Raw genomic sequence first — 18494 nt, 5'->3', positions numbered from 1 at the left:
GCCCGGCAGCGTCTGCGCCGCGGTGACCGCGCCGTCGAGGCTGTCGCGGCTGGCCGCGGCGGCCTCCTGCGGCAGGCCGCCGGGCAGTTCGGCGCTGACCTGACCGCGGTAGATGGCGGCGGCGATGCTGCCGAGGATCGCAATGCCGAGTGAGATGCCCAGGTCGCTGCAGGTGGTGGCCAGTCCGGAAGCCGCGCCGGCCTTCTGCGGCGGTACCGAGCCGACGACCAGGTTGGTGGTCAGCGCCATCGAGGGGGCGACGGCCGGGTAGAGAACGATGAATCCCGCGACCAGGAGCGGAAGCCCGCCGGTGGCTCCGACCTGGGTGAGCATCAGATAGCCGATCACCTGCACGGCGAGCCCGGCCGCGATCAGGTGGCCGGGGCGGATACGGCGGACCAGGACGGGCGAGAGGGTGGAGACGACCACCAGCAGCGCCGCGCCGGGCAGCACCCACAGCCCCGCCTGCAGCGGTGAGAGTCCCTCGACGAGCTGCAGGTACTGGGTGAACAGCAGGTAGATGCCGCCGAGCGCGGTCGCGGCGAGCAGGAACACGCCCAGCGCGCCGCTGACCGTGCGGTTGGCGAACAGCCGCACGTCCAGCAGCGGCTCGGCCAGCCGGAGCTGGCGGAGCACGAACCAGGTGCCGAACGCCAGCCCGGCCGCAATGCTCACCAGCGCCGGCACGAGGCCGTCGTCCTTGGCCAGTTCCTTGACGCCGTAGACGATCGGCAGCAGGGTCGCCAGCGTCAGCGCCACGCTGACCAGGTCGAGGCGGCTCGCGGCGGGGTTGCGGTTGTCCGGCAGCAGCAGCGCCGCGCCGATCGCCACCACCACCATGACCGGCACCGCGACCAGGAAGGCAGCCCGCCAGGAGAAGGCCTCCAGCAGCGCCCCGCCGAGCACCGGGCCCAGGCCGGTCCCGACGGAGATACCGGCCGACCACACCCCGACGGCGATGCCGCGCTGGCGGGCGTCGGCGAACGTGGCGAAGATCAGCCCCAGCGTGGCGGGCATCTGAGTGGCCGCCGCGACGCCCAGCACAGCCCGCCAGAGGATCATCAGAGCGGGATCGGAGGTGTTGGCCGCGAGCAGCGAGACGACGGCGAAGACGACCGCGCCGCCGATCAGCAGCCGCCGGTGACCGATCCGGTCGCCCAGGGTGCCCATGGTGACCAGCAGCCCGGCCATCAAGAAGCCGTAGATGTCGATGATCCATAACGTTTGGGTGCTGCTCGGCTTCAGCTCCGCCGCCAGCTGCGGGATGGCCAGGAACAAGATGGTGAGCATCATGAACAGCAACATGGCGGGCAGGACCATCACGACCAGCCCGAGCCACTGCCTTAATCCGGCGCGCTGAGTGGAGCCGATATCCGCAGATGACAACGGAACATCCCTTCAAGATCGAGTTTTAGGTGCTTGGCGACCCGTGCCGCCGAGGGATTCTCCGTAGGGATGGCCTCGTGCGCCAGATGCCTCCGGCGCACTAGGCCTTGAACCGTACCCCGGTTAGGTACATCCGAGACAGGACCTTACCCCGGAGGGGTATAAGGGCCGCGTATGTGTCCGATGAAAACAGCGAGTCTGAACGGGGCGCCTGAACCGGAAGGATCTATCCGCGTTCGGCGTGCTGCCCGTGGTCGGAGACCTGGGCGTCGAACCAGGCGTGCAGCGCCTTGATCAGGGACGCATCGGAGGTGGTGTAGGTGATCTGGGCTCCGGTGGAGGTGGGGGCGTAGCGGATGTCGATGCGGCTGTGGCCTTGTTCGAGGTCGCGCAGGCCCGGCATGTCGCCGCCGTGGATGGAGGCGGGGTCGCCGAAGTCGCCTTGCCTGAAGTTCGCGGCTTCCTTGGTGAGGTGCTCATGGATGAGCTTGACCTGCTGTGCGTCGGCCGGGTCATCCGCGGTGACGGTCTGCAGGCCGCCGGTGGCGGACTTGGTGAAGCGGTGGGTGGTGCGCTCAAGGTCGAACGGCATCACCCGCTGGCCTTTGGCCGCGATCTCCGCCTGGCGATCGGCCAAGGCGGGTTGTCCGTTCTGGCCGATGAGCACATAGACGGCCGAGGCGACGGCGATGGCCGCGAGCGCGGTGATGAGCAGCAGGACCCGTCGATTCTTACGTTTCATCCATTGCCTCCGTGAGGATTTCGAGGGCGCGCAGCACACTGGCGTGTTCGCTGGCAGGGACACGGTTCAGGATCGCCGCGAAGCGTGCCGCTCTGGCCTTGGCCAGTTGCGCCGCGGCGTTGGTCCCGGCGGGGGTGAGCTGGACCAGCACGCCGCGCCCGTCATCTGGGGCCGGTGTGCGCTCGGCCCAGCCGCGGTTGATGAGCTGGGTGACCAGGCGGCTGGTGGTGCTCTTTTCCAGGCGGAGTCGCTGAGCCAGATCACTTTGCCGTAGGGCGCCGTCCCTGGCCAGTTCGCCCAGCGCGTGGGCCTCCGATACCGGGATGGGTCGCCCGCAGGGGGTCTGGTCAGGCCGATGGAGACCGAAGGCCCGGACAAAGCTTCCCACCGCTTCCTGGAGTTCACGCTCATCCGCCATGGTTCGACCTTACAACTATCTTGTTGTATGGCACAACCAAATCCGATGTGATCACACTCGGCCCCACAGAAGACAGTGCAACTCAGCGCGCCGACCGGAGAATCCGTCTAGTCGTCCTCGGCGGGCAGTCGGCCTCACCATCCTGGACGGGGGTAGCACTGGTCGTTCTCATGGCGATGGGACCCGCCCTCAGTTGGCCGATCGCGGCAGCCTCGACCGCGAGCCTGATCCGCGCCCTGGCCATGACCCCCCCGGGGACTCTCCGCGACTCTCACCCGTTGGCGTCGCCGCTAGTCTCCAGCGGCAGAGCTGCGGCGTTCGATGAAGATGACGTCGCGCCAGACGCCGTGGTGGCGGCCGATGCGCTCGCGGGTGCCGACCACGCGGAAGCCCAGTCCCTGGTGCAGCGACAGGCTGGCGGCGTTCTCCGGGAAGATCCCCGACTGGATGGTCCATACCCCGGCGTCCTCGCTGGCCGCGATGAACGCCGACAGCAGCGCCCGGCCGATACCGTGCGCCTGGCAGCCCGGGTGAACGTACACGCTGTGCTCCACGACGCCCGCGTACACGGGCCTGGCCGAGACCACCGAGGCCGCCACCCAGCCAACGATCTGGCCCGTCTCGGTGTCGGCGGCCACAAAACGCAGGTGCGGCAGCTTGGCCGCGGTGAACCCTTCCCAGCTCGGCGCGACGGTCTCGAAGCTGGCCTGGCCGGTGTCCAGCCCGGCCTGATAGATGGCCAGCACCTGCTCGGCGTCACTCCCGCGCATCGGCCGGATCTCTACCCCCGGCACAGAGGCGGGCTTGACGGCCTGGACGATCGCCGAGTGCACACCGTCGCCGTGATCGGCGCTCAGTGTGATCCGTACACCGGCGAACCCGGCGGCCGCCAGCAACCGCCGGTACTCCGCCACCGGCAGCGCCCCGGCCACGCATCCGATGCGCTGCTCGGCCGCCACGCGAGCGGCCGGATCGATCGAGCCGTCGACGACGACGTCACTGACGCCGAACCGGCCGCCCGGCCGCAGCACCCGGAACGACTCGGCCAGTACGGCGGCCTTGTCACCGGACAGGTTGATCACGCAGTTGGAGATGACCACGTCCACCGACCGGTCCGGCAGCGGCACGCGCTCGATCGTGCCGTGCAGGAACTCCACGTTGGTCGCGCCGGCCTGCTCGGCGTTGCGCCGGGCTAGCGCCAGCATGTCGGAGCTGGCGTCCAGCCCGTAGACCTTGCCCTGCTCGCCGACTCGGCGGGCTGACAGCAGCACGTCGATGCCGCCGCCCGAGCCGAGGTCGAGCACGGTCTCACCACGCTGCAACGCGGCGACGGCCACCGGGTTGCCGCACCCCAGGCTGGCCCTCACCGCCCCCTCGGGCAGCACGTCGAGCTCGTCATAGCCGGCCGCGCCGAAGCAGCCCTGATCGAACGCGTCCTGCCCGCAGTCGGCGACGATCCGACCGGCGTCCGCAGCACGGGCCAAGGCCGAGTAGTGATCGATGATCTCCTCGTGTGCCATGGAGAAGCTCCTTCACTCGCAGGTGGGCGTGGCCGGCACGGGGTTGCCCATGACCACGTCGGCGGCGGTCGGGAAACAGCTCACGCAGTTCTCGTTGATCCAGTACAGGCTGGAGGTGCCCTGCTTCTCGACCAGTACGAACCTCACCTCGGCCAGGATCTTCAGGTGATGCGAGACGGTGGACTGGCCCACCCCGGAGGCGGTCACGATCTCGCCTACGCTCATCGGCGCGCGCCGCCGAGCCAATAGCGACACGATCTGGATCCGCGTCGCGTCCGCCAGTGCTTTGAACCAGCTCGCGTACTCTTCGGCCTCCGCGCGCGGCAGCGGCCCCTTTTCCTTATTCATCGTCAATCGACGATAGTCGATAAAGTGCCTACAGAGAAGCTGCGCCATCCACAGGTCTCGGAGGTTCGCCCTCGCTCGACCAAGTCCGTCGAGATCGTTGTGGCGTGAATCTGGGTCGCGATAAAATACCTTATCGCGACCCAGAACCTTAATCATTTGAAGTGGGGAGACCGCCCGATGACCGAGTTGGTACGACTGGAGGGCGACCCGACCACCCCGTTACCGATCCCGGCGAACGCGGCCGACAGCGAACTGACCGATGCGGCGCGGGCTCGGGTCGCCGGAGGGTTCGCCGCCAACACCAGCCGTGCGTACCAACGGGACTGGGAGACCTTCGCCGCATGGTGCGCGGCGTACGGCCGCAGGCCGCTGCCAGCTACTCCGGAGACGGTCACCGAGTACGTCACCCACCTGGCCGCCACGCCCACCCGGAAGGGCACACTCCCTGCGCCCTCGACCATCGAGCGCGCGCTGGCCTGCATCCAGTCCCGGCACAAAAAGGCCGGGCTCCAACTCAATGCCGAGTTCGCCCGGCTCGCCCTGCGTGGCTACCGCAAGGAGCGCAGCTCCGCCGGGCAGCGTACGCGGAAGGCGCCGCCCGCCGAGCTGACCGTGCTACGTGCTCTGGTGGACACCACCGACCCTGCCACCCTCGTCGGCCTGCGCGACCGAGTGGTCCTGGTGCTCGGCTTCGCCCTCATGGGTCGCCGCTCCGAGCTGGCGGCGCTCGACATCGGTGACCTGGCAATTACCGAGGACGGCCTGGAAGTGACGATCCGCCGGTCCAAGACCGACCAGGACGCGATCGGTGAGGTCGTTCCCGTCCCGTACGGCTCGCACCCGGAGACCTGTCCTGTGCGTGTGGTCCGGACTTGGCTGGCAGATCTGGAGACCCACGGGGTGACTGACGGGCCCCTGCTGCGCGCCATTGACCGGCACGGGCGACTGTCAGGCACGCCGGGGGCGACCATGCGCGGCACCGGCCGGATGTCTGGAGACGGGCTTAACCAGATTGTGCGGCGTGCGGCGGAGAGGGCTGGGCTCAAGGACGCGCATACCTACACCGCACACTCGCTGCGGGCAGGCGGGGCTACGGCCGCAGCCAAGGCGGGCGCCTCGGTGTCGGCCATCGCCCGGCATGGTCGGTGGTCGGAGAAGTCTCCTGTGGTCCACGGCTACATCCGGGCGGCCGACAAGTGGCGGGACAATCCGATGCGCGGCGTAGGGCTTTGAGATTGCCCAGGGGAGGCGCCGACGAGGGATACGGTGGATGATCTTGCCCCGCCGCATCGCTCCTGGCGGCAGTCTCGCATAAGGGGAGAGGAGGTCAAGCGTTAGAGGCCGAATCACGGACCGGCCGCCAGAACTCGTCCACGCAGAGCCTCCAACTCCCGTCTCAGGGCACACGGCCCGGCGAGCATCAGGCGAGTACGGGGCGGATCCGCTTGCGGTAGACGGCTTCGGTGACCGCCTCCCGCTGTGGCCGACCAGGCGGGCGATGTCCTCCAAGGGGACACCGGAGTCGGAGAGCAGCGAGACGAAGCTGTGGCGCATCTCACGGGGTGTCCACTAGTAGGCGGGCATCCCGGCGTCCTTGACGATCTTCCGGAACGCTCGTCTGACGTTGTGGGCATCGAGCGGTGTGCCAACGAGCGAGGCGAAGACAAGCCCGTGATCCTGCGGTCTTGGTGTCGCTTCCCATGCGGAGCGCCTGAGCATCATGGTCATGAGAGCTCGCGTGAGCGGATGACGTTGGCGTACCAGCGGGCGCTGTCCTTCAGCGTGCGGGCCTGGGTGTCGTAGTCCACGCGGATGATCCCGAAGCGTTTCGAGTATCCGTACGCCCACTCGAAGTTGTCCATGAGCGACCACAAGAAGTAGCCGCGCACATCGACGCCTTTCTCGATGACGTCGAACACTGCCTGAAGGTGCCGCCGGACGTAGTCGATCCGGTCCTCGTCGTGAATCATCCCGTTGTCGACGGTGTCCGGGAAGGCGGCGCCGTTCTCGGTGATCATGAGGGGTTGGTTCGGATATCGCTCATGAAGGTCGGTGAGGAGGTCGCGGAGGCCGTCCGGATCGATGTTCCAGCCCATCTCGGTCAGCGGACCCCGCTGGTTGAGGAACTCGACGTCTTCGGCGCCGGGCCAAGGAGAAGCGGTCGAGCGGCCATGTCCGTCAGACCGCTCCCGGTCGTCTGACCCGTCCGACATCCGCACCCGGTTGGTGTTGTAGTAGTTGACGCCCAGGACGTCGATGGGCTGGTGAATGGTTTCCAGGTCCCCATCCTGGACGAAGGACCAGTCGGTGATGTCGGCCGTCGTTTCCAGGAGACGGTCGGTGTAACGACCCTCCAGCATCGGCCCCAGGAACGCGTCGTTCGACAGCGCCTCCACTTTTGAGCGCGCGGTCTCGCCACTCGGGCCGTCCGGGCGGAACACGTGCAGGTTGAGCGTGACGGAGAACTTCGCGTCGGATTTGACCTCCGAACGCATCGCCTGGATGGCCAGGCCATGCGCGCGGTTGAGCTGGTGCACGGCCAGCAGCGGCTCCAGCCTGCTCGTGTGTCCGGGCGCGTGCACGCCGCTGCCGTAGCCGAGGTAGGCCGAGCACCAGGGTTCGTTGAGCGTGGTCCAGGTGTCGACACGGTCCCCGAGCGCGGCGCTGATGACCCGCGCATACTCGGCGAACGCGTCGGCGGTGGCTCTGCTGGTCCACCCTCCCTCATCCTCCAGGGGCTGGGGGAGGTCCCAGTGATACAACGTCGCCACCGGGCGGATGCCGCGTTCGAGAAGCCCGTCGACCAGGCGCGAATAGAAATCGACGCCCTTGTGGTTGGTCGGGCCCACGCCGGTGGGAATGACCCGCGGCCAGGCGATGGAGAACCGGTAGGCCTCGAGCCCGAGCTCGGCCATCAGGTCGAGGTCGGACTCGAGACGGTGGTAGTGATCGTCGGCGACGTCTCCGGTGTCGCCGTTGACCGTCCGGCCGGGCGTGTGGCTGAATGTGTCCCAGATCGACGGGCCGCGCCCGTCCTCGGCGGCGGCGCCTTCGATCTGGTACGCGGCCGTCGCGGACCCGAAGACGAACTCGTGGGGAAACCTCACTGGAGCTCCTCGCGAAAGGTTTGAGTCATGGCGTCATGGCCGGGGATCGAGGTAGGCGTCATCCGCCTCGTACCGCACAGAGGCGACTTCCACCGTGCCGCTGATGGCGCGGACACCGGCGACCCGGCCGGTGAATCCGCCGGCCACCTCGGTGGAGAGGTACCGGCCGTCGAAGCGCGCGAGCATCACGCTGTGGCCGTCGCGGATCACTGACAATGCGATGTCGTCTGGGCCGTCGTGGGTGGCGGGTAGTGACTCGATCCGCACCGTTGGCGTCGGCCCCAGGCCGGTCGCGGCCTCGCCGATGGGGGATTCGAGCGGACCGATGTGCAGAACCGCGTGCGCGGAGCCGTCGTTCACCCGCAACTCGCACCAGTGGCGGTCATCGAGTCGGAGCAGGACGCCCGCCGCGCCGTCGGCCGTCCGTAGCGCGACGTCGAAGCGCCAGCGCTCGTCGGTCACCCGGGTCATGAGGGCGCTGACGTTCCCGCTGGCGGAGGCGGCCGGGATCAACGCAATGCCGGGTTCGGCGGGTGAGACGAATTCGCCGAGGGGAGCGCCGGGGGAGACCCAGCGAGGATGGAGTGAGGGGTCGGCGAATCGATCCAGGAAGGCGCGGTCGGGGATCTCGTACACGAAGCGACCCTCGTCGAACCGCGGCCACCCGTCGATCCAGTCGATGCCGGCGAGGAATGTCTCGCGGCCGTTGACGTGGAACATCGGGGTCATCCCGCGCGGGCGGACGCCGAGATACACGGCCGCCCACCGTCCGTCGGGGGCTTCGACGAGGTCCGCGTGCCCCGTGTTCTGCACCGGATGCGTGGTGCTGCGATGCGAGAAGACGGGATTGCCGGGGGCGGGCTCAAAGGGGCCGTCGGGGTTTCGGGATCGGGCGATGGTGATGGCGTGGCCGCGTTCCGTGCCGCCTTCGGCGATCATCAGGTACCACCACCCGTCGCGGCGGTAGAGATGTGGAGCCTCGGGGAAGGCCAGTCCGGTCCCCTGCCACACGGGCCTTGGCTCCTCCAGCGCCACCCCCTTTTCGAGATCGACTCGGGCTTGGGCGATGCCCTCCAGGCCGGGGCGTGTCGAGCAGTACGTGACGTAGCAGGTGCCATCGTCATCCCAGGCCAGGTCGGGATCGATGCCCGCCAGGCCGTCGATCACCACGGCCGGAGCCCACGGGCCGGCCGGGTCCGTCGTCGACGTCAGCAGTTGGCCGCCGCTGGTGGAGACGTTCGTCGTGATCAGCCAGAAGCGGCCCGCGTGATGGCGGAGTGTCGGAGCGTAGATTCCCTTGCTGGCGCCGGCTTCTCCCGCCTGGAACCCATCGGTGCCGGTCAGGGCGTTGCCGATCTGGGTCCAATGGGTGAGGTCGGTGCTGTGCCAGACCGGGACGCCTGGGGAGTATTCGAAGGAGGAGTTGACCAGGTAGTAGTCGGCGCCGGCGCGGCAGATGCTCGGGTCGGGGTAGAAGCCGCCGATGATGGGATGCACGCCGGCGGCCTCGCGGCGCCTGCCTTTTCGCGTTTCGAAGGTCATTTGATTCCGGTCGCCGTGATTCCTTGAATGAAGTAGCGCTGCAGGGCCACGAAGAGCAGCAGCACGGGGGTGATGACCAGCACGGAGCCGGCCAGCAGGACTCCGTAGTTGGTCGCGTTCTGCCCCACCGAGTACAGGGAGAGCGCGACGGGGAGGGTGTACATGTCCTCGGTCTGCGCGACCACGAGCGGCCACAGGAAGTTGTTCCACGATCCGAGGAAGGTGAGGATGGCGAGCGTCGCCAATGCCGGCCCGCAGAGCGGCAGGATGATGCGCGTGAAGATGCGCACCTCGCCCGCGCCGTCGATGCGGGCGGCTTCGATGAGCGCGTCGGGGATCTCACTGATGAACTGGCGCATGAGGAAGACGCCCATCGGCCCTGCGAGGAACGGAATGATCAGCGCAGGGTAGGTGCTGACCATCCCGAGTTTGCTCACCACGACGAACAGCGGGATGAACGTGACGACGCCGGGAACCATGAGCGTGACCAGCACGAGCAGGAAGAGGATCCGCTTGCCGGCGAAGTCGAGTTTCGCGAGCGCGTAGCCGACCATGGAGCAGAACAACAGCGTTCCTAGGACCGTGAAGACGGCCACGATGACGCTGTTGAGAAAGAACGTCTGGAAATTCAGCCGGCCGAACCACGTGGCGAAGTTCTCGGACGTGAACGTCTTGGGCCACCATGTGGGCGGTCGCCTCAGCAGTTCCGACTGGGTCTTCGCCGAACCGAGGTACATCCAGACGAACGGGATGAGCGTGGCCACAACGGCGATGACGAGCACGATGTACACCAGGGCCCGGCCCGGGATGGTGGGCTTCCTCATGGCGCTTCCTTGGGGCGGAAGGCTCGGAACTGCACGATGCTGAGCAGCGCGATGGCGATGAAGAGCACGTAGCTCGCCGCCGACGCGGTGCCGTAGTTGCCGAATCCGAACTGGTTGTAGGTGAAATAGCTGATCGAGAGCGTGGAGTCCAGCGGGCCGCCCTTCGTCATGACGAACGGTTCCTCGAAGAACTGCAGATACCCGACCGAGAGGAGCACGGCGCCGAGGAGCAGCGTCGGGCGGAGCATCGGAAGGGTCACCCGGACGAATCGCTGCCAGGCGGTGGCGCCGTCGACGGCGGCCGCTTCCAGCACGCTCGCGGGGATGTTCTGCAGCCCGGCAAGGAAGATGATCATGAGGGTGCCCATGTTGCGCCAGATGGCCATGAGGATCATGGCAGGCATCGACCAGAGCGGGTCATTGAGCCAGTCCGGGCCCTGGATGCCGACGGCGTCGAGCGCGGTGTTCAGCAGGCCGTCCGGTTGGAGGATGAACCGCCACACCACCGCGACCGCCACGATGCTCGTGATCACGGGGGCATAGAAACCGACGCGAAATGCCGTGCGGAATCGCGTGATCCCGTTGTTGAGCGCCACGGCGAGGGCGAGGGCCGCGACCATCGTGAGCGGGATGCCCACTGCGACGAAGTACACGGTGTTCAGCAGCGACCGTACGAACTGCTGGTTCTCGAACAGCCGGAGGTACTGGTCCAGCGCCACGAACTTGACGGCCAGCGGGCTCTCGATGTCGCTGTTCCTGAAGTCGGTGAAGGACATCAGGAACGACGAGACGAGCGGGAACACCATGAAGACGGCGAAGCTCAGGATGAACGGCAGAGCGAAGAGGTAGGCCACCACCGTCATCCGGCGACGACGCGCCCTGGTGGTGCCGTCGCCGCCGGAGCGCGACAACGCTCCGGCGCCGGCGACTCGGGTCACGGCCATGCCTATTCGCCGGTTCCCAGCGAATCGGCGGTCGACTGCAGCTGCTTGACCGCGTCCTGCGGGCTCTTGCCGCCACGGGCGATCCGCTCGATCTCCGTGTCGGCGGCCGCCGACACCTGCGTCCACGTGGTGAGGGCGGGCGCCGTCTTGACGCTCTTGAGCTGCTCACCGAACACCGACACCTTCGGGTCGCTCGTCAGCGCGGTGTCCTTCCACGCTGTCTGCCGCGAGGGAAGGTCGTTGACCGCCTTGAACCACGCGACCTGGACCTCGGGCTGCGTGAGCCACTGGATCAGCTTCCATGCCGCGTCCGGGTTCTTGGAGTTCTTGAACACGGCGAGGTTGGCGCCGGCCGCGAACGAGGTGGACGTCCCGCCCGGCGGGGCCGGGATCGGCGCCACCGCGAACTTGTCCTCGAAACCGGCGCCGCCCGCGGTCTTCAGCCCCGGGATGTCCCACGGGCCGCTGATGAACATCGGGACGGTACCGTCAACGAAGGCCGAGGCCGTGGACGCCGACTCGGAATCGGGATTCTTGTTGGCGATGCCTTCTTTGAAGAAGCTGTTGACGTATTCGAGGGACTCGACCATCTTCGGGGTGTCGAACGTCCACTTCGTCTGGTCGGAGTTCATGACGTCGGCTCCGTTCGACCAGGCGAACGGCAGACTGTTCAAGAAACCGTTCCACCCGCCGGACGGAAGCACGACGCCGTATTTCGCGCCGGCCTTGTCCTGGTACGCCGTGGCGAGCGCCTTGAATCCCGCCCAGTCTTTGGGGAAGCTGTCGAACCCCGCCTTCTTCATCAGGTCGGTACGGTAGTAGATCACTCGAGTTTCGACGTACCACGGCACACCCAGTTGCGCGCCGCCGATGTTCGTCGTCTGCCGCGAAACCGGGAAAATGTCGCTCGTGTCGATCTCGGCGGGCGTCGGACGGAGCGCCGAGGCGAACGTCGGCATCCAGTCGGTCCCCAGCATGCCGATGTCTGGAGTCGTTCCGCCGGCGATCGCCGTCTGATATTTGTTCTGCGCCGAGTCCCACGGGATCGGGGTCACCTTGACCTCGATGCCGGGGTTCTTCTCTTTGAAGGGCTTGAGGAAATCGGCGAGCGCTTCACCCTCTGTGCCCTGCGCCCAGATAGTGACGGTGCCAGTGGCCGGACCATTCGTCAGGCGACTTGCCGGCACATCGTTCTGCGGGCGGTCGTTCGAACGCCCACAACCGCTGAGCATGAGTGCAAGCGTCGCGGTGACGGCCGTGGCCGTCGCCATATTCCGTCGGATCATCATCGTTCCCCTTCGTGCATGGGGGGTTGCGGGGTGCGCGAACGGTGCTCCACTGCGAGCACAGGTCGTGCCGGATCGACTCCGTTCCGGCATCTAAGCGCATAACATGGGGTGGCGCAACCATGCTCACTGCTGAACTCTTCGCACGGTGATGCGCGCGCCGCACGCCCGACGCGGATCGCCGTTCTTGATCCATACGGCGATAAGCCCTGGTAGAAGGGATGGATCTCAAGATCGACGCGGTCTGCTCGTCATCCTGGGTGCGCGGCTTCCGTATGGCGGCCGCGTTTCCCCGGGGGCGGCTCTCCTCGTGTGGGACATGATCGTGATGAGGGTCCCGGCTGGCCGTGTCCACCGCGCGGTCGCGCGCCAAGGCCGAACCTTCCGGTCACCGGGCGACAATCGAAGGGAGCGCCTTGGGGCGCCGTCGAACCGGTACTGTACGAGTGCTCTTGATGGGTTCCTGACGTGAATTGGGGCGGACGTGACGAGGCGACCGACGGTATACGATGTCGCGCAACTTGCCGGAGTGTCGATCGCAACGGTTTCCTTTGCGTTCACCAAGCCGGAGCGGGTGAAGGCGGACACTTTGCAAGCGGTTCTGCGCGCTGCCGACTCCGTCGGCTATGTGCCCAGTGCGAATGCCCGGGGGCTTGCCAAAGGAAAGACCGGAGCGCTGGGCCTGTATGCGTTCGACTATCTACTCGAGCCGGCCGCGGATTTCCCGGATTCCGCTCCGCTTGATTCGACTCGCGTTCCTGACGGACGGCTTTTCCCGTTGTATTCGGACGAGGTCCAGCGGGGCGTCCAGTTGGAGTGCCGGAGGCACGGTTACGCGCTTATGCTCGGCTCCGGCCATAATCCTGGACATTTGCCGAGCGTGATCGATGTCGCGGGGCGCGTGGACGGCCTCATAGCGTTCGCCGGTGCCGCATCGGGCGCTCTTTTGGAACAGCTCTCAGCCCGCATACCCGTCGTCGAACTCGGCGGGGAGATCCGGCGCGAGGGGATGCACACCGTCTTCGTCGACAACCGCGCCGCCATGGCCCGTCTTACCGAGCACTTGCTGATCGATCACGGTTATCGCGACTTCGCCTACCTCGGCGAGTTGGGCACCCCGGAGTTCGTGGCGCGCTATGAGGGCTTCTCCGAGGTCCTGCGGCAGGCGCGCATCGCCCCTCCGCCCCCGGTGAGAAGCCATCCCGGCGACGATCAGTCGACGATCGACGCCGTCCGCGGCCTTCTCGATCGGCCTTCCTTCCCGCAGGCTCTTGTGTGCGCGACCGATCAGGAGGCCATCGTCGCCATCGACGCGCTTCGGGGACAGGGCATGGACGTGCCGGCTCAGGTGGCGGTGACCGGCTTCGACGGAATACTGGCGGGACGGCTGATCACACCGCACTTGACGACGGTGCGACAGCCAATGGAGGACGTCGGGCGGGTCGCAGTGCGGATCCTCCTAGAAGCCCTCGAGGGCAACGAAGACGCGAGCCGTCATGAGACTCTCGCGTGTGTGGTGTGGCGTGGCGAAACCTGCGGTTGCTCCGCCGACTGACAGAAACCTGCTGCCGGCTGTTGCGAGATCGAGCGACACGACCTCGAGCCAATGGCGGTTCACCCCACCGACGTAGGGACCAGTTCAAGCCGCATCAGGGCACGAGCCCGGCTCGGTCCTGGACGCCTGGAACCTCGAGCAGAAGGCTATCGGCCAGGCGATCCCTGACGGCATCACCGGCTGCGTCTTCGCGCGTTCCAACGTAGCGATCCGCTTCGCGTCCTCGGTTCGCAGGCGGGGCCGTTGGTCGTGGCATTGACCCACTGTCGGCGAATTGAGATCTATCCAGGCGGTCTGCTGATGCGTTCCCACTCGCACATCGCGTCCGGCTCCCACCTCGCGTGTTGCCGATGGAAGAGCTTGGCGGCGCGAGCGCCGCTCCACCCCGAAGGCAGCAGTTCCGCAGGCAGTGCGGGATCGATCAGCGCGAGCCTGCGGGTCTTCCAGCAGCCTGCTCACTCGTACGAGCTGGCCGGCAAGGGCCTCCACGTCCACCGGAGGCGAGCCACGGTAGCCGTGCAGCAGCGGGGCGCAGCGGCCCGATGCGCTCGCTCGCGGCCGCTGCGGCCTCGGGGCCGTCCACCTCGATCGATTCCACCATCGTGATGCCGGAGCAGTCGAGCAGCCGGGCGGTGGTCGCGGGGGACAGCCACCTGCCGTCCGGGTGGGCTGACAGCTCCTGTTGTACGAGCTGCCGCGCCGTCCGCTCGTGCACGCGGAAGGAAGCGGGTGCCGCCTCGGCGGGACGGTCGCGCCACTCGGCGTAGCGTACGGCGTGCGCGAGCGCTTGCACGGCCTGCTCGGGGAAGGCGTAGCTGGGCAGGTGGCCGTCGATCAGAGCGTCATGGCCGACGAGGCAGGCCAGCACCGTCTTGCCCGCCCCCTTCGCGGCGATGGAGAGGGCATCCTCCTCCAGCACGCACCTTGCCCGGTGGCGGTGGTGGGCCAAGCCTGAACCGTCCTGTTGAAGAGGGCCTGACAGGCTCACCGGCCCGGCTGGAGGAGTTCGTCTCGGGCCTGAAGATGCCGCGGCCCGGAGCGGCCCGCGTTCGGGACGTGGTCGTCACCGCGGGCCGGATCGAATGTGGTCGAGCAGGGTGTCACTCGCGGCCGGGCGCAGGCCGGCGAACAGGTCGTCTTCGGGAAGGGTGCCGTCGACGTGGGACCGAGCGAGGTGATAGTCCTCGACAGGCCATACCTCCCGCTCGACATCACGATCGTGGAGCATGAACCCGCTAGCGGGGTCGATCTGCGTGGCGTGGGCGAGCAACGCCCGGTCCCGGGCCTCGAAGTACTCCGCGCAGGCGATGCGGGTAGTGATCTCCAGGGTGGGGGCGCTGTCCGGGAGCTCTGCCAGCACGGCCTCCATTCCCGAGTCGATCCCGCGCGCTGTCAGGGCATCGTGCATGGCTTGGAACCAGGCTCGCGACAGGGTGCCCAGATAGTAGAGCTTGAGCGGCTGCCAGTGTCCGCCCGTTCCCGAGTGGCGACCAGCGTCGAAGGCCGCCATGGTCACCTGGTGCGTCTTGATGTGGTCGGGGTGTGGGTATCCGCCGGTCTCGTCGTAGGTCACGATCACGTGCGGGCGGAATTCGCGGATCAACGCCACCAGCCGTCCGGCCGCCTCCTCCAGCGGCTGGACCGCGAAGCAGCCGTCCGGGAGCGGCTCGCCGTCCGCGGGCAGGCCCGAATCGATGAAGCCCAGGAAGTGCTGCCGGACGCCCAGGATCTCCCTGGCCGCCGCCATCTCGGCCCGCCGGATCTCGGTGAGCCTCTCCCGTACGCCGGGCCGGTCCATCGCGGGGTTCAGCACGTCGCCGCGCTCGCCGCCCGTGCAGGTGACCACCAGGACGTCCACCCCCTCCGCGGCGTACTTGGCGAGTGTCGCCGCGCCCTTGCTCGACTCGTCGTCAGGGTGGGCGTGCACGCTCATCAGGCGAAGGGGCTCTCCTGGGGCGATCCGCGGACTCATCGCTGCCTTTCTTCGGTCCACTCCGCCAGGCGGCGGAGGAACGTGGTCGTGGTGGGAAGGGGTACGCCCGGCAACATCGCCAGGTGGAAGACATGGGGCATGCCCTCGTAGACATCGAGGGTGACCGCTGTTCCCGCTGCCGAGGCGGCTGCCGCGAAGCGCCGGGCATCGTCGAGCAGCACCTCCGCGGAACCGGCTATCAGCAGAAGGGCCGGCAGGCCACGAAGATCGCCGTACAGGGGGGATTGAGGCGCCAGATCCGGTCGCGCTCCTGCCAGGTATTGGGTGGTGACGCCCTTCAGTACCGCCCGATTGATCATGTCTCGTTCGTCGTTGGTGTCCAGCGACGGGCTGGAGAGGGTCAGATCGGTCAAGGGGGACACCGCGATCACCGCGCCCGGCATCGGGCCCGCGCTCTCCTTGAGTGCCAGCAGCGCCGACAGGGCGAGGGTGCCGCCTGCCGACTCGCCGAACAGGACGATCCGGGACTCCGGTACGCCCCGAGCGAGCAGCCTTCTGAAGACGGCCGTCACGTCGTCGAGTGCTGCCGGGTAGGGGTGGGCAGGGGCGAGCCGATAGTCCACCGCGAAGACCGGCCGGCCTGTCGCCTTGGACAGGTGGCAGGCCATGAGTCGTTCCATCCGAGGTTCGGTGTGCGCGAAGCCGCCGCCGTGGATGTACAGCGTGATGCCGGCCTCCGCCGCCGAACGCCCAGAGGTGTTCACCCACTGCCCGGCGGCCTCCTCCATGCGGGGGAGCGCCGGAGTGAAATCGGCGTCCGCGGGCGGCTCCGGTGGCCCTGCTGCCAGCGCACGCAACTGCGCCATGACCGCTGCCGTCTCGTCGGAACCGGCGGGGATGTTCAAGGAGTCTCTCCCGTGTCGCTTGGGTGAGACCTAAATTTAGGCTCGACCTAAAAATGTGTCAAGCATGGATTTATGATCGGCCTATGAGAGGATGTGGTGTCATGACCACGGGGCTTCGCGAACTCAAGAAGCAGCAGACTCGGCAGGCGATCTCCAGCGCCGCGACCAGGCTGTTCATCGAGCGGGGCTTCGAGGCGGTGACCATCACCGAGATCGCGGCCGCCGCCCAGGTGGCCAAGATGACCGTCACCAACTACTTCCCCCGCAAGGAAGACCTCGCCCTCGACCATCACGAGACGTTCGCCGCCGGCCTGGCCCGTACCGTCGCCGACCGGCCGGCGGGTGAGTCCGCGCTGGCCGCCCTGCGTCGCGAGTTCCTGGCCGGGGTGGAGCGGCACGACGCCGTCATCGGCTTCTCCAGTCAGGGCTTCGCCCGCATGATCAGCGACAGCCCCACCCTTACCGCCCGGCTGCGCGACCTGCACGACCAGCGCGAAGACGCCCTCGCCCACGTGCTCGCCGCCGACACCGCGTCCGCCCCCGGCGACCTCACGGCCCGCGCGGCGGCCGCCCTGCTCGGTGCCGCCCACCGCACCCTGTTCGAGCACATCATGGACCTCACGAGGGAGGGGCAGAGCAACCGCCAGATCGCCTCCACCGTGACCCGGTCGGCCCACCAGGTCTTCGGACTGCTGGAAACCTCCCTGACCGACTACGCGACGCGCTGAGGCCACGATCAGACGCGACCTGTAGGCGTGCCACGCCTACCTGGTGATCTCCCGACTTTCCCGTAACGCGGGGCCGGGTGCGCCGGCCCAGCGGGGGTGGATGCCCGTGAGGTGAGCTCCGTCAGGGGCGGACGGCGCCGAGCAGGCGATTGCGCCAGTAGTCATCGAGATCGACCACCTTGACGACGTCGCCCGTCTGAGGTGCGTGGACCATCTTTCCGTCGCCTGCGTACATGCCCATATGCCCCAGACCCTTGCTGAAGAGCAAGTCGCCGGGCTGCAACGCGTCGAGGGGGACGTGGCGGCTGGCGCCCCAGCTCCATTGGGTGTACGTGGTGCGCGGGATCTCGACTCCCGCGCTACGCCAGGCGGCCTGGGTGAGGCTGGAGCAGTCGTAGGAGCCCGGCCCTACGGCGCCGTACTGGTAGGGCTTGCCGATCTGGGCGAAGGCGAACTGGAGCGCCAGGCGGGCGTTGCCGGAGGCCGGGCCGGTGTACGGGATGCCCGTGCTGTTGGGGTCGCCGGTCTTGAAGGCGCCCAGCCGGCGCAGCAGCTTGGTCTGCTCCTTGACGAGCTTTTCCACTTCCTCCTTCTCGTCGCGTACTTTGTCGCGCGCTGCATCGGCATCTGCCAGTACGCGTTTGGCCGCGGCGCGGCTGTCGCGCAGTTCCTTGGTGGCCGCCTCGAACGCGAGTACCTTCGCGGCCCTGTCCTGCGCGATCTGGTTCAGAGAGGCCATGCTGCTCAGCGTCGTCTCTGAGCCGCTCCCGAAGGCGAATCGTTGCCATAGGAACGGGCCGGTCTGGTAGTCGCCGATCGCCGCCGTGACGAGGTCACTGCGCAGGGTTTTGGCTCGATCATCCGTAAGCCCGATTTTGGCGTTGAGGGCGTCGTACTTCTTCTTGGCCGACTTGTAGGTCTCTGTGGCCTGGTTGTGCCGCTCGACCAGGTCGTCCGCTTTCTCGTTCAGCTTCACCAGCTTGGCCCTGGCCTTGGCGGGCGACGGGGGTGCGGCGGCGGCGCCGCCGGGGTTGGAGACCAATACGGCCGAGGCCAGTGCCGCCGCCATCGCTGTACGCCCAAGCCTTGCCGGCACGGCCACTACGATTCCTCCTCGTAAATCTCCAAACCTGGGGCGCAATAGTACAGAAGGTGGAGGAGCGGTTGGCCAGTTCGCAGCGATTGCTCTCGCCGGCGGAACATACTATCTGGCCTAGCGGATGTTGCCTCATAGGGCGATACGCGTGCCGTTCAGG

The 18494-nt window shown here is 67.5% G+C and carries 18 protein-coding genes; 3 read left to right on the top strand and 15 right to left on the bottom strand.

All coding sequences use genetic code 11. The features are described 5' to 3' along the window. The 5 genes from AB0B61_RS18990 to AB0B61_RS18970 all read right to left on the bottom strand — a co-directional run. Nucleotides 1–1386, bottom strand: a 1386-nt coding sequence (locus tag AB0B61_RS18990) for an MFS transporter (RefSeq protein WP_358433069.1), incomplete at its 3' end; no start/stop codon positions are given. Nucleotides 1387–1612: 226 nt separating this feature from the next. Continuing rightward, nucleotides 1613–2128, bottom strand: a complete 516-nt coding sequence (locus tag AB0B61_RS18985; RefSeq protein WP_358433067.1) for a hypothetical protein — start codon at nt 2126–2128, stop codon at nt 1613–1615. Continuing rightward, nucleotides 2118–2546, bottom strand: coding sequence for a MarR family transcriptional regulator (locus AB0B61_RS18980; protein ID WP_358433065.1), 429 nt, complete (start codon nt 2544–2546; stop codon nt 2118–2120). The genes AB0B61_RS18985 and AB0B61_RS18980 overlap by 11 nt, the downstream gene beginning before the upstream one ends. A 290-nt stretch (nt 2547–2836) precedes the next feature. After that, nucleotides 2837–4066 carry an arsenite methyltransferase gene (gene arsM / locus AB0B61_RS18975; RefSeq protein WP_358433063.1) on the bottom strand — a complete coding sequence of 410 codons (1230 nt, stop codon included), beginning with the start codon at nt 4064–4066 and terminating at the stop codon, nt 2837–2839. Between the two features lie 12 nt (nt 4067–4078). Then, nucleotides 4079–4414, bottom strand: coding sequence for a metalloregulator ArsR/SmtB family transcription factor (locus AB0B61_RS18970; RefSeq protein ID WP_358433061.1), 336 nt, complete (start codon nt 4412–4414; stop codon nt 4079–4081). 177 nt (nt 4415–4591) lie between these two features. Here AB0B61_RS18970 and AB0B61_RS18965 point away from each other — a divergent pair, with 177 nt between their 5' ends. Continuing rightward, nucleotides 4592–5647 carry a tyrosine-type recombinase/integrase gene (locus AB0B61_RS18965; protein ID WP_358433059.1) on the top strand — a complete coding sequence of 352 codons (1056 nt, stop codon included), beginning with the start codon at nt 4592–4594 and terminating at the stop codon, nt 5645–5647. A 491-nt stretch (nt 5648–6138) separates the two neighbouring features. Here the strand turns inward: AB0B61_RS18965 and AB0B61_RS18960 are convergent, their stop codons facing one another. From AB0B61_RS18960 to AB0B61_RS18940, 5 genes are read right to left on the bottom strand one after another with little or no spacing between them, the layout of a single operon-like run. Next, a complete protein-coding gene (locus tag AB0B61_RS18960) occupies nt 6139–7521 on the bottom strand; it encodes a GH1 family beta-glucosidase (RefSeq protein WP_358433057.1) in 1383 nt (460 codons plus the stop codon). Between the two features lie 33 nt (nt 7522–7554). Beyond that, nucleotides 7555–9063: a family 43 glycosylhydrolase gene (locus tag AB0B61_RS18955; RefSeq protein WP_358433055.1), complete on the bottom strand. Its 1509-nt coding sequence runs from the start codon at nt 9061–9063 to the stop codon at nt 7555–7557. After that, nucleotides 9060–9887 (bottom strand): carbohydrate ABC transporter permease, encoded by an 828-nt coding sequence (locus AB0B61_RS18950; protein ID WP_358433053.1) that lies wholly within the window; start codon nt 9885–9887, stop codon nt 9060–9062. The genes AB0B61_RS18955 and AB0B61_RS18950 overlap by 4 nt, the downstream gene beginning before the upstream one ends. Then, the gene (locus AB0B61_RS18945) at nt 9884–10831 is read right to left on the bottom strand and encodes a sugar ABC transporter permease (RefSeq protein ID WP_358433051.1); all 948 of its coding nucleotides are present in this window, start codon (nt 10829–10831) and stop codon (nt 9884–9886) included. The genes AB0B61_RS18950 and AB0B61_RS18945 overlap by 4 nt, the downstream gene beginning before the upstream one ends. A 2-nt stretch (nt 10832–10833) precedes the next feature. Continuing rightward, on the bottom strand, nt 10834–12120 hold the full coding sequence (locus tag AB0B61_RS18940) for a sugar ABC transporter substrate-binding protein (protein WP_358433049.1): 1287 nt from the start codon (nt 12118–12120) through the stop codon (nt 10834–10836). A gap of 481 nt (nt 12121–12601) precedes the next feature. On the opposite strand from AB0B61_RS18940, the gene AB0B61_RS18935 reads away from it, so the two are divergent. Continuing rightward, nucleotides 12602–13672, top strand: coding sequence for a LacI family DNA-binding transcriptional regulator (locus AB0B61_RS18935; protein WP_358433047.1), 1071 nt, complete (start codon nt 12602–12604; stop codon nt 13670–13672). A 281-nt stretch (nt 13673–13953) separates the two neighbouring features. On the opposite strand, the gene AB0B61_RS18930 is transcribed toward AB0B61_RS18935, so the two are convergent. The 4 genes from AB0B61_RS18930 to AB0B61_RS18915 all read right to left on the bottom strand — a co-directional run bounded on the left by AB0B61_RS18930 (nt 13954) and on the right by AB0B61_RS18915 (nt 16510). Then, on the bottom strand, nt 13954–14067 hold the full coding sequence (locus AB0B61_RS18930; RefSeq protein ID WP_358433091.1) for a hypothetical protein: 114 nt from the start codon (nt 14065–14067) through the stop codon (nt 13954–13956). Between the two features lie 26 nt (nt 14068–14093). Next, nucleotides 14094–14591 (bottom strand): hypothetical protein, encoded by a 498-nt coding sequence (locus tag AB0B61_RS18925; RefSeq protein WP_358433045.1) that lies wholly within the window; start codon nt 14589–14591, stop codon nt 14094–14096. A 144-nt stretch (nt 14592–14735) separates the two neighbouring features. After that, nucleotides 14736–15605, bottom strand: a complete 870-nt coding sequence (gene mca / locus AB0B61_RS18920) for a mycothiol conjugate amidase Mca (RefSeq protein WP_358433041.1) — start codon at nt 15603–15605, stop codon at nt 14736–14738. A 35-nt stretch (nt 15606–15640) separates the two neighbouring features. Next, on the bottom strand, nt 15641–16510 hold the full coding sequence (locus tag AB0B61_RS18915; protein ID WP_358433039.1) for an alpha/beta fold hydrolase: 870 nt from the start codon (nt 16508–16510) through the stop codon (nt 15641–15643). A 101-nt stretch (nt 16511–16611) separates the two neighbouring features. On the opposite strand from AB0B61_RS18915, the gene AB0B61_RS18910 reads away from it, so the two are divergent. Further along, nucleotides 16612–17238 carry a TetR family transcriptional regulator gene (locus AB0B61_RS18910; protein ID WP_358433037.1) on the top strand — a complete coding sequence of 209 codons (627 nt, stop codon included), beginning with the start codon at nt 16612–16614 and terminating at the stop codon, nt 17236–17238. Nucleotides 17239–17359: 121 nt separating this feature from the next. Here the strand turns inward: AB0B61_RS18910 and AB0B61_RS18905 are convergent, their stop codons facing one another. Beyond that, nucleotides 17360–18334, bottom strand: a complete 975-nt coding sequence (locus tag AB0B61_RS18905) for an NlpC/P60 family protein (RefSeq protein ID WP_358433035.1) — start codon at nt 18332–18334, stop codon at nt 17360–17362. Nucleotides 18335–18494: the final 160 nt, after the last annotated feature.

This window comes from Nonomuraea sp. NPDC049158 (assembly GCF_040648335.1).
In the GTDB taxonomy this organism is placed as follows: Bacteria; Actinomycetota; Actinomycetes; order Streptosporangiales; family Streptosporangiaceae; genus Nonomuraea.
This window is presented reverse-complemented; position numbering and strand designations above follow the sequence as displayed.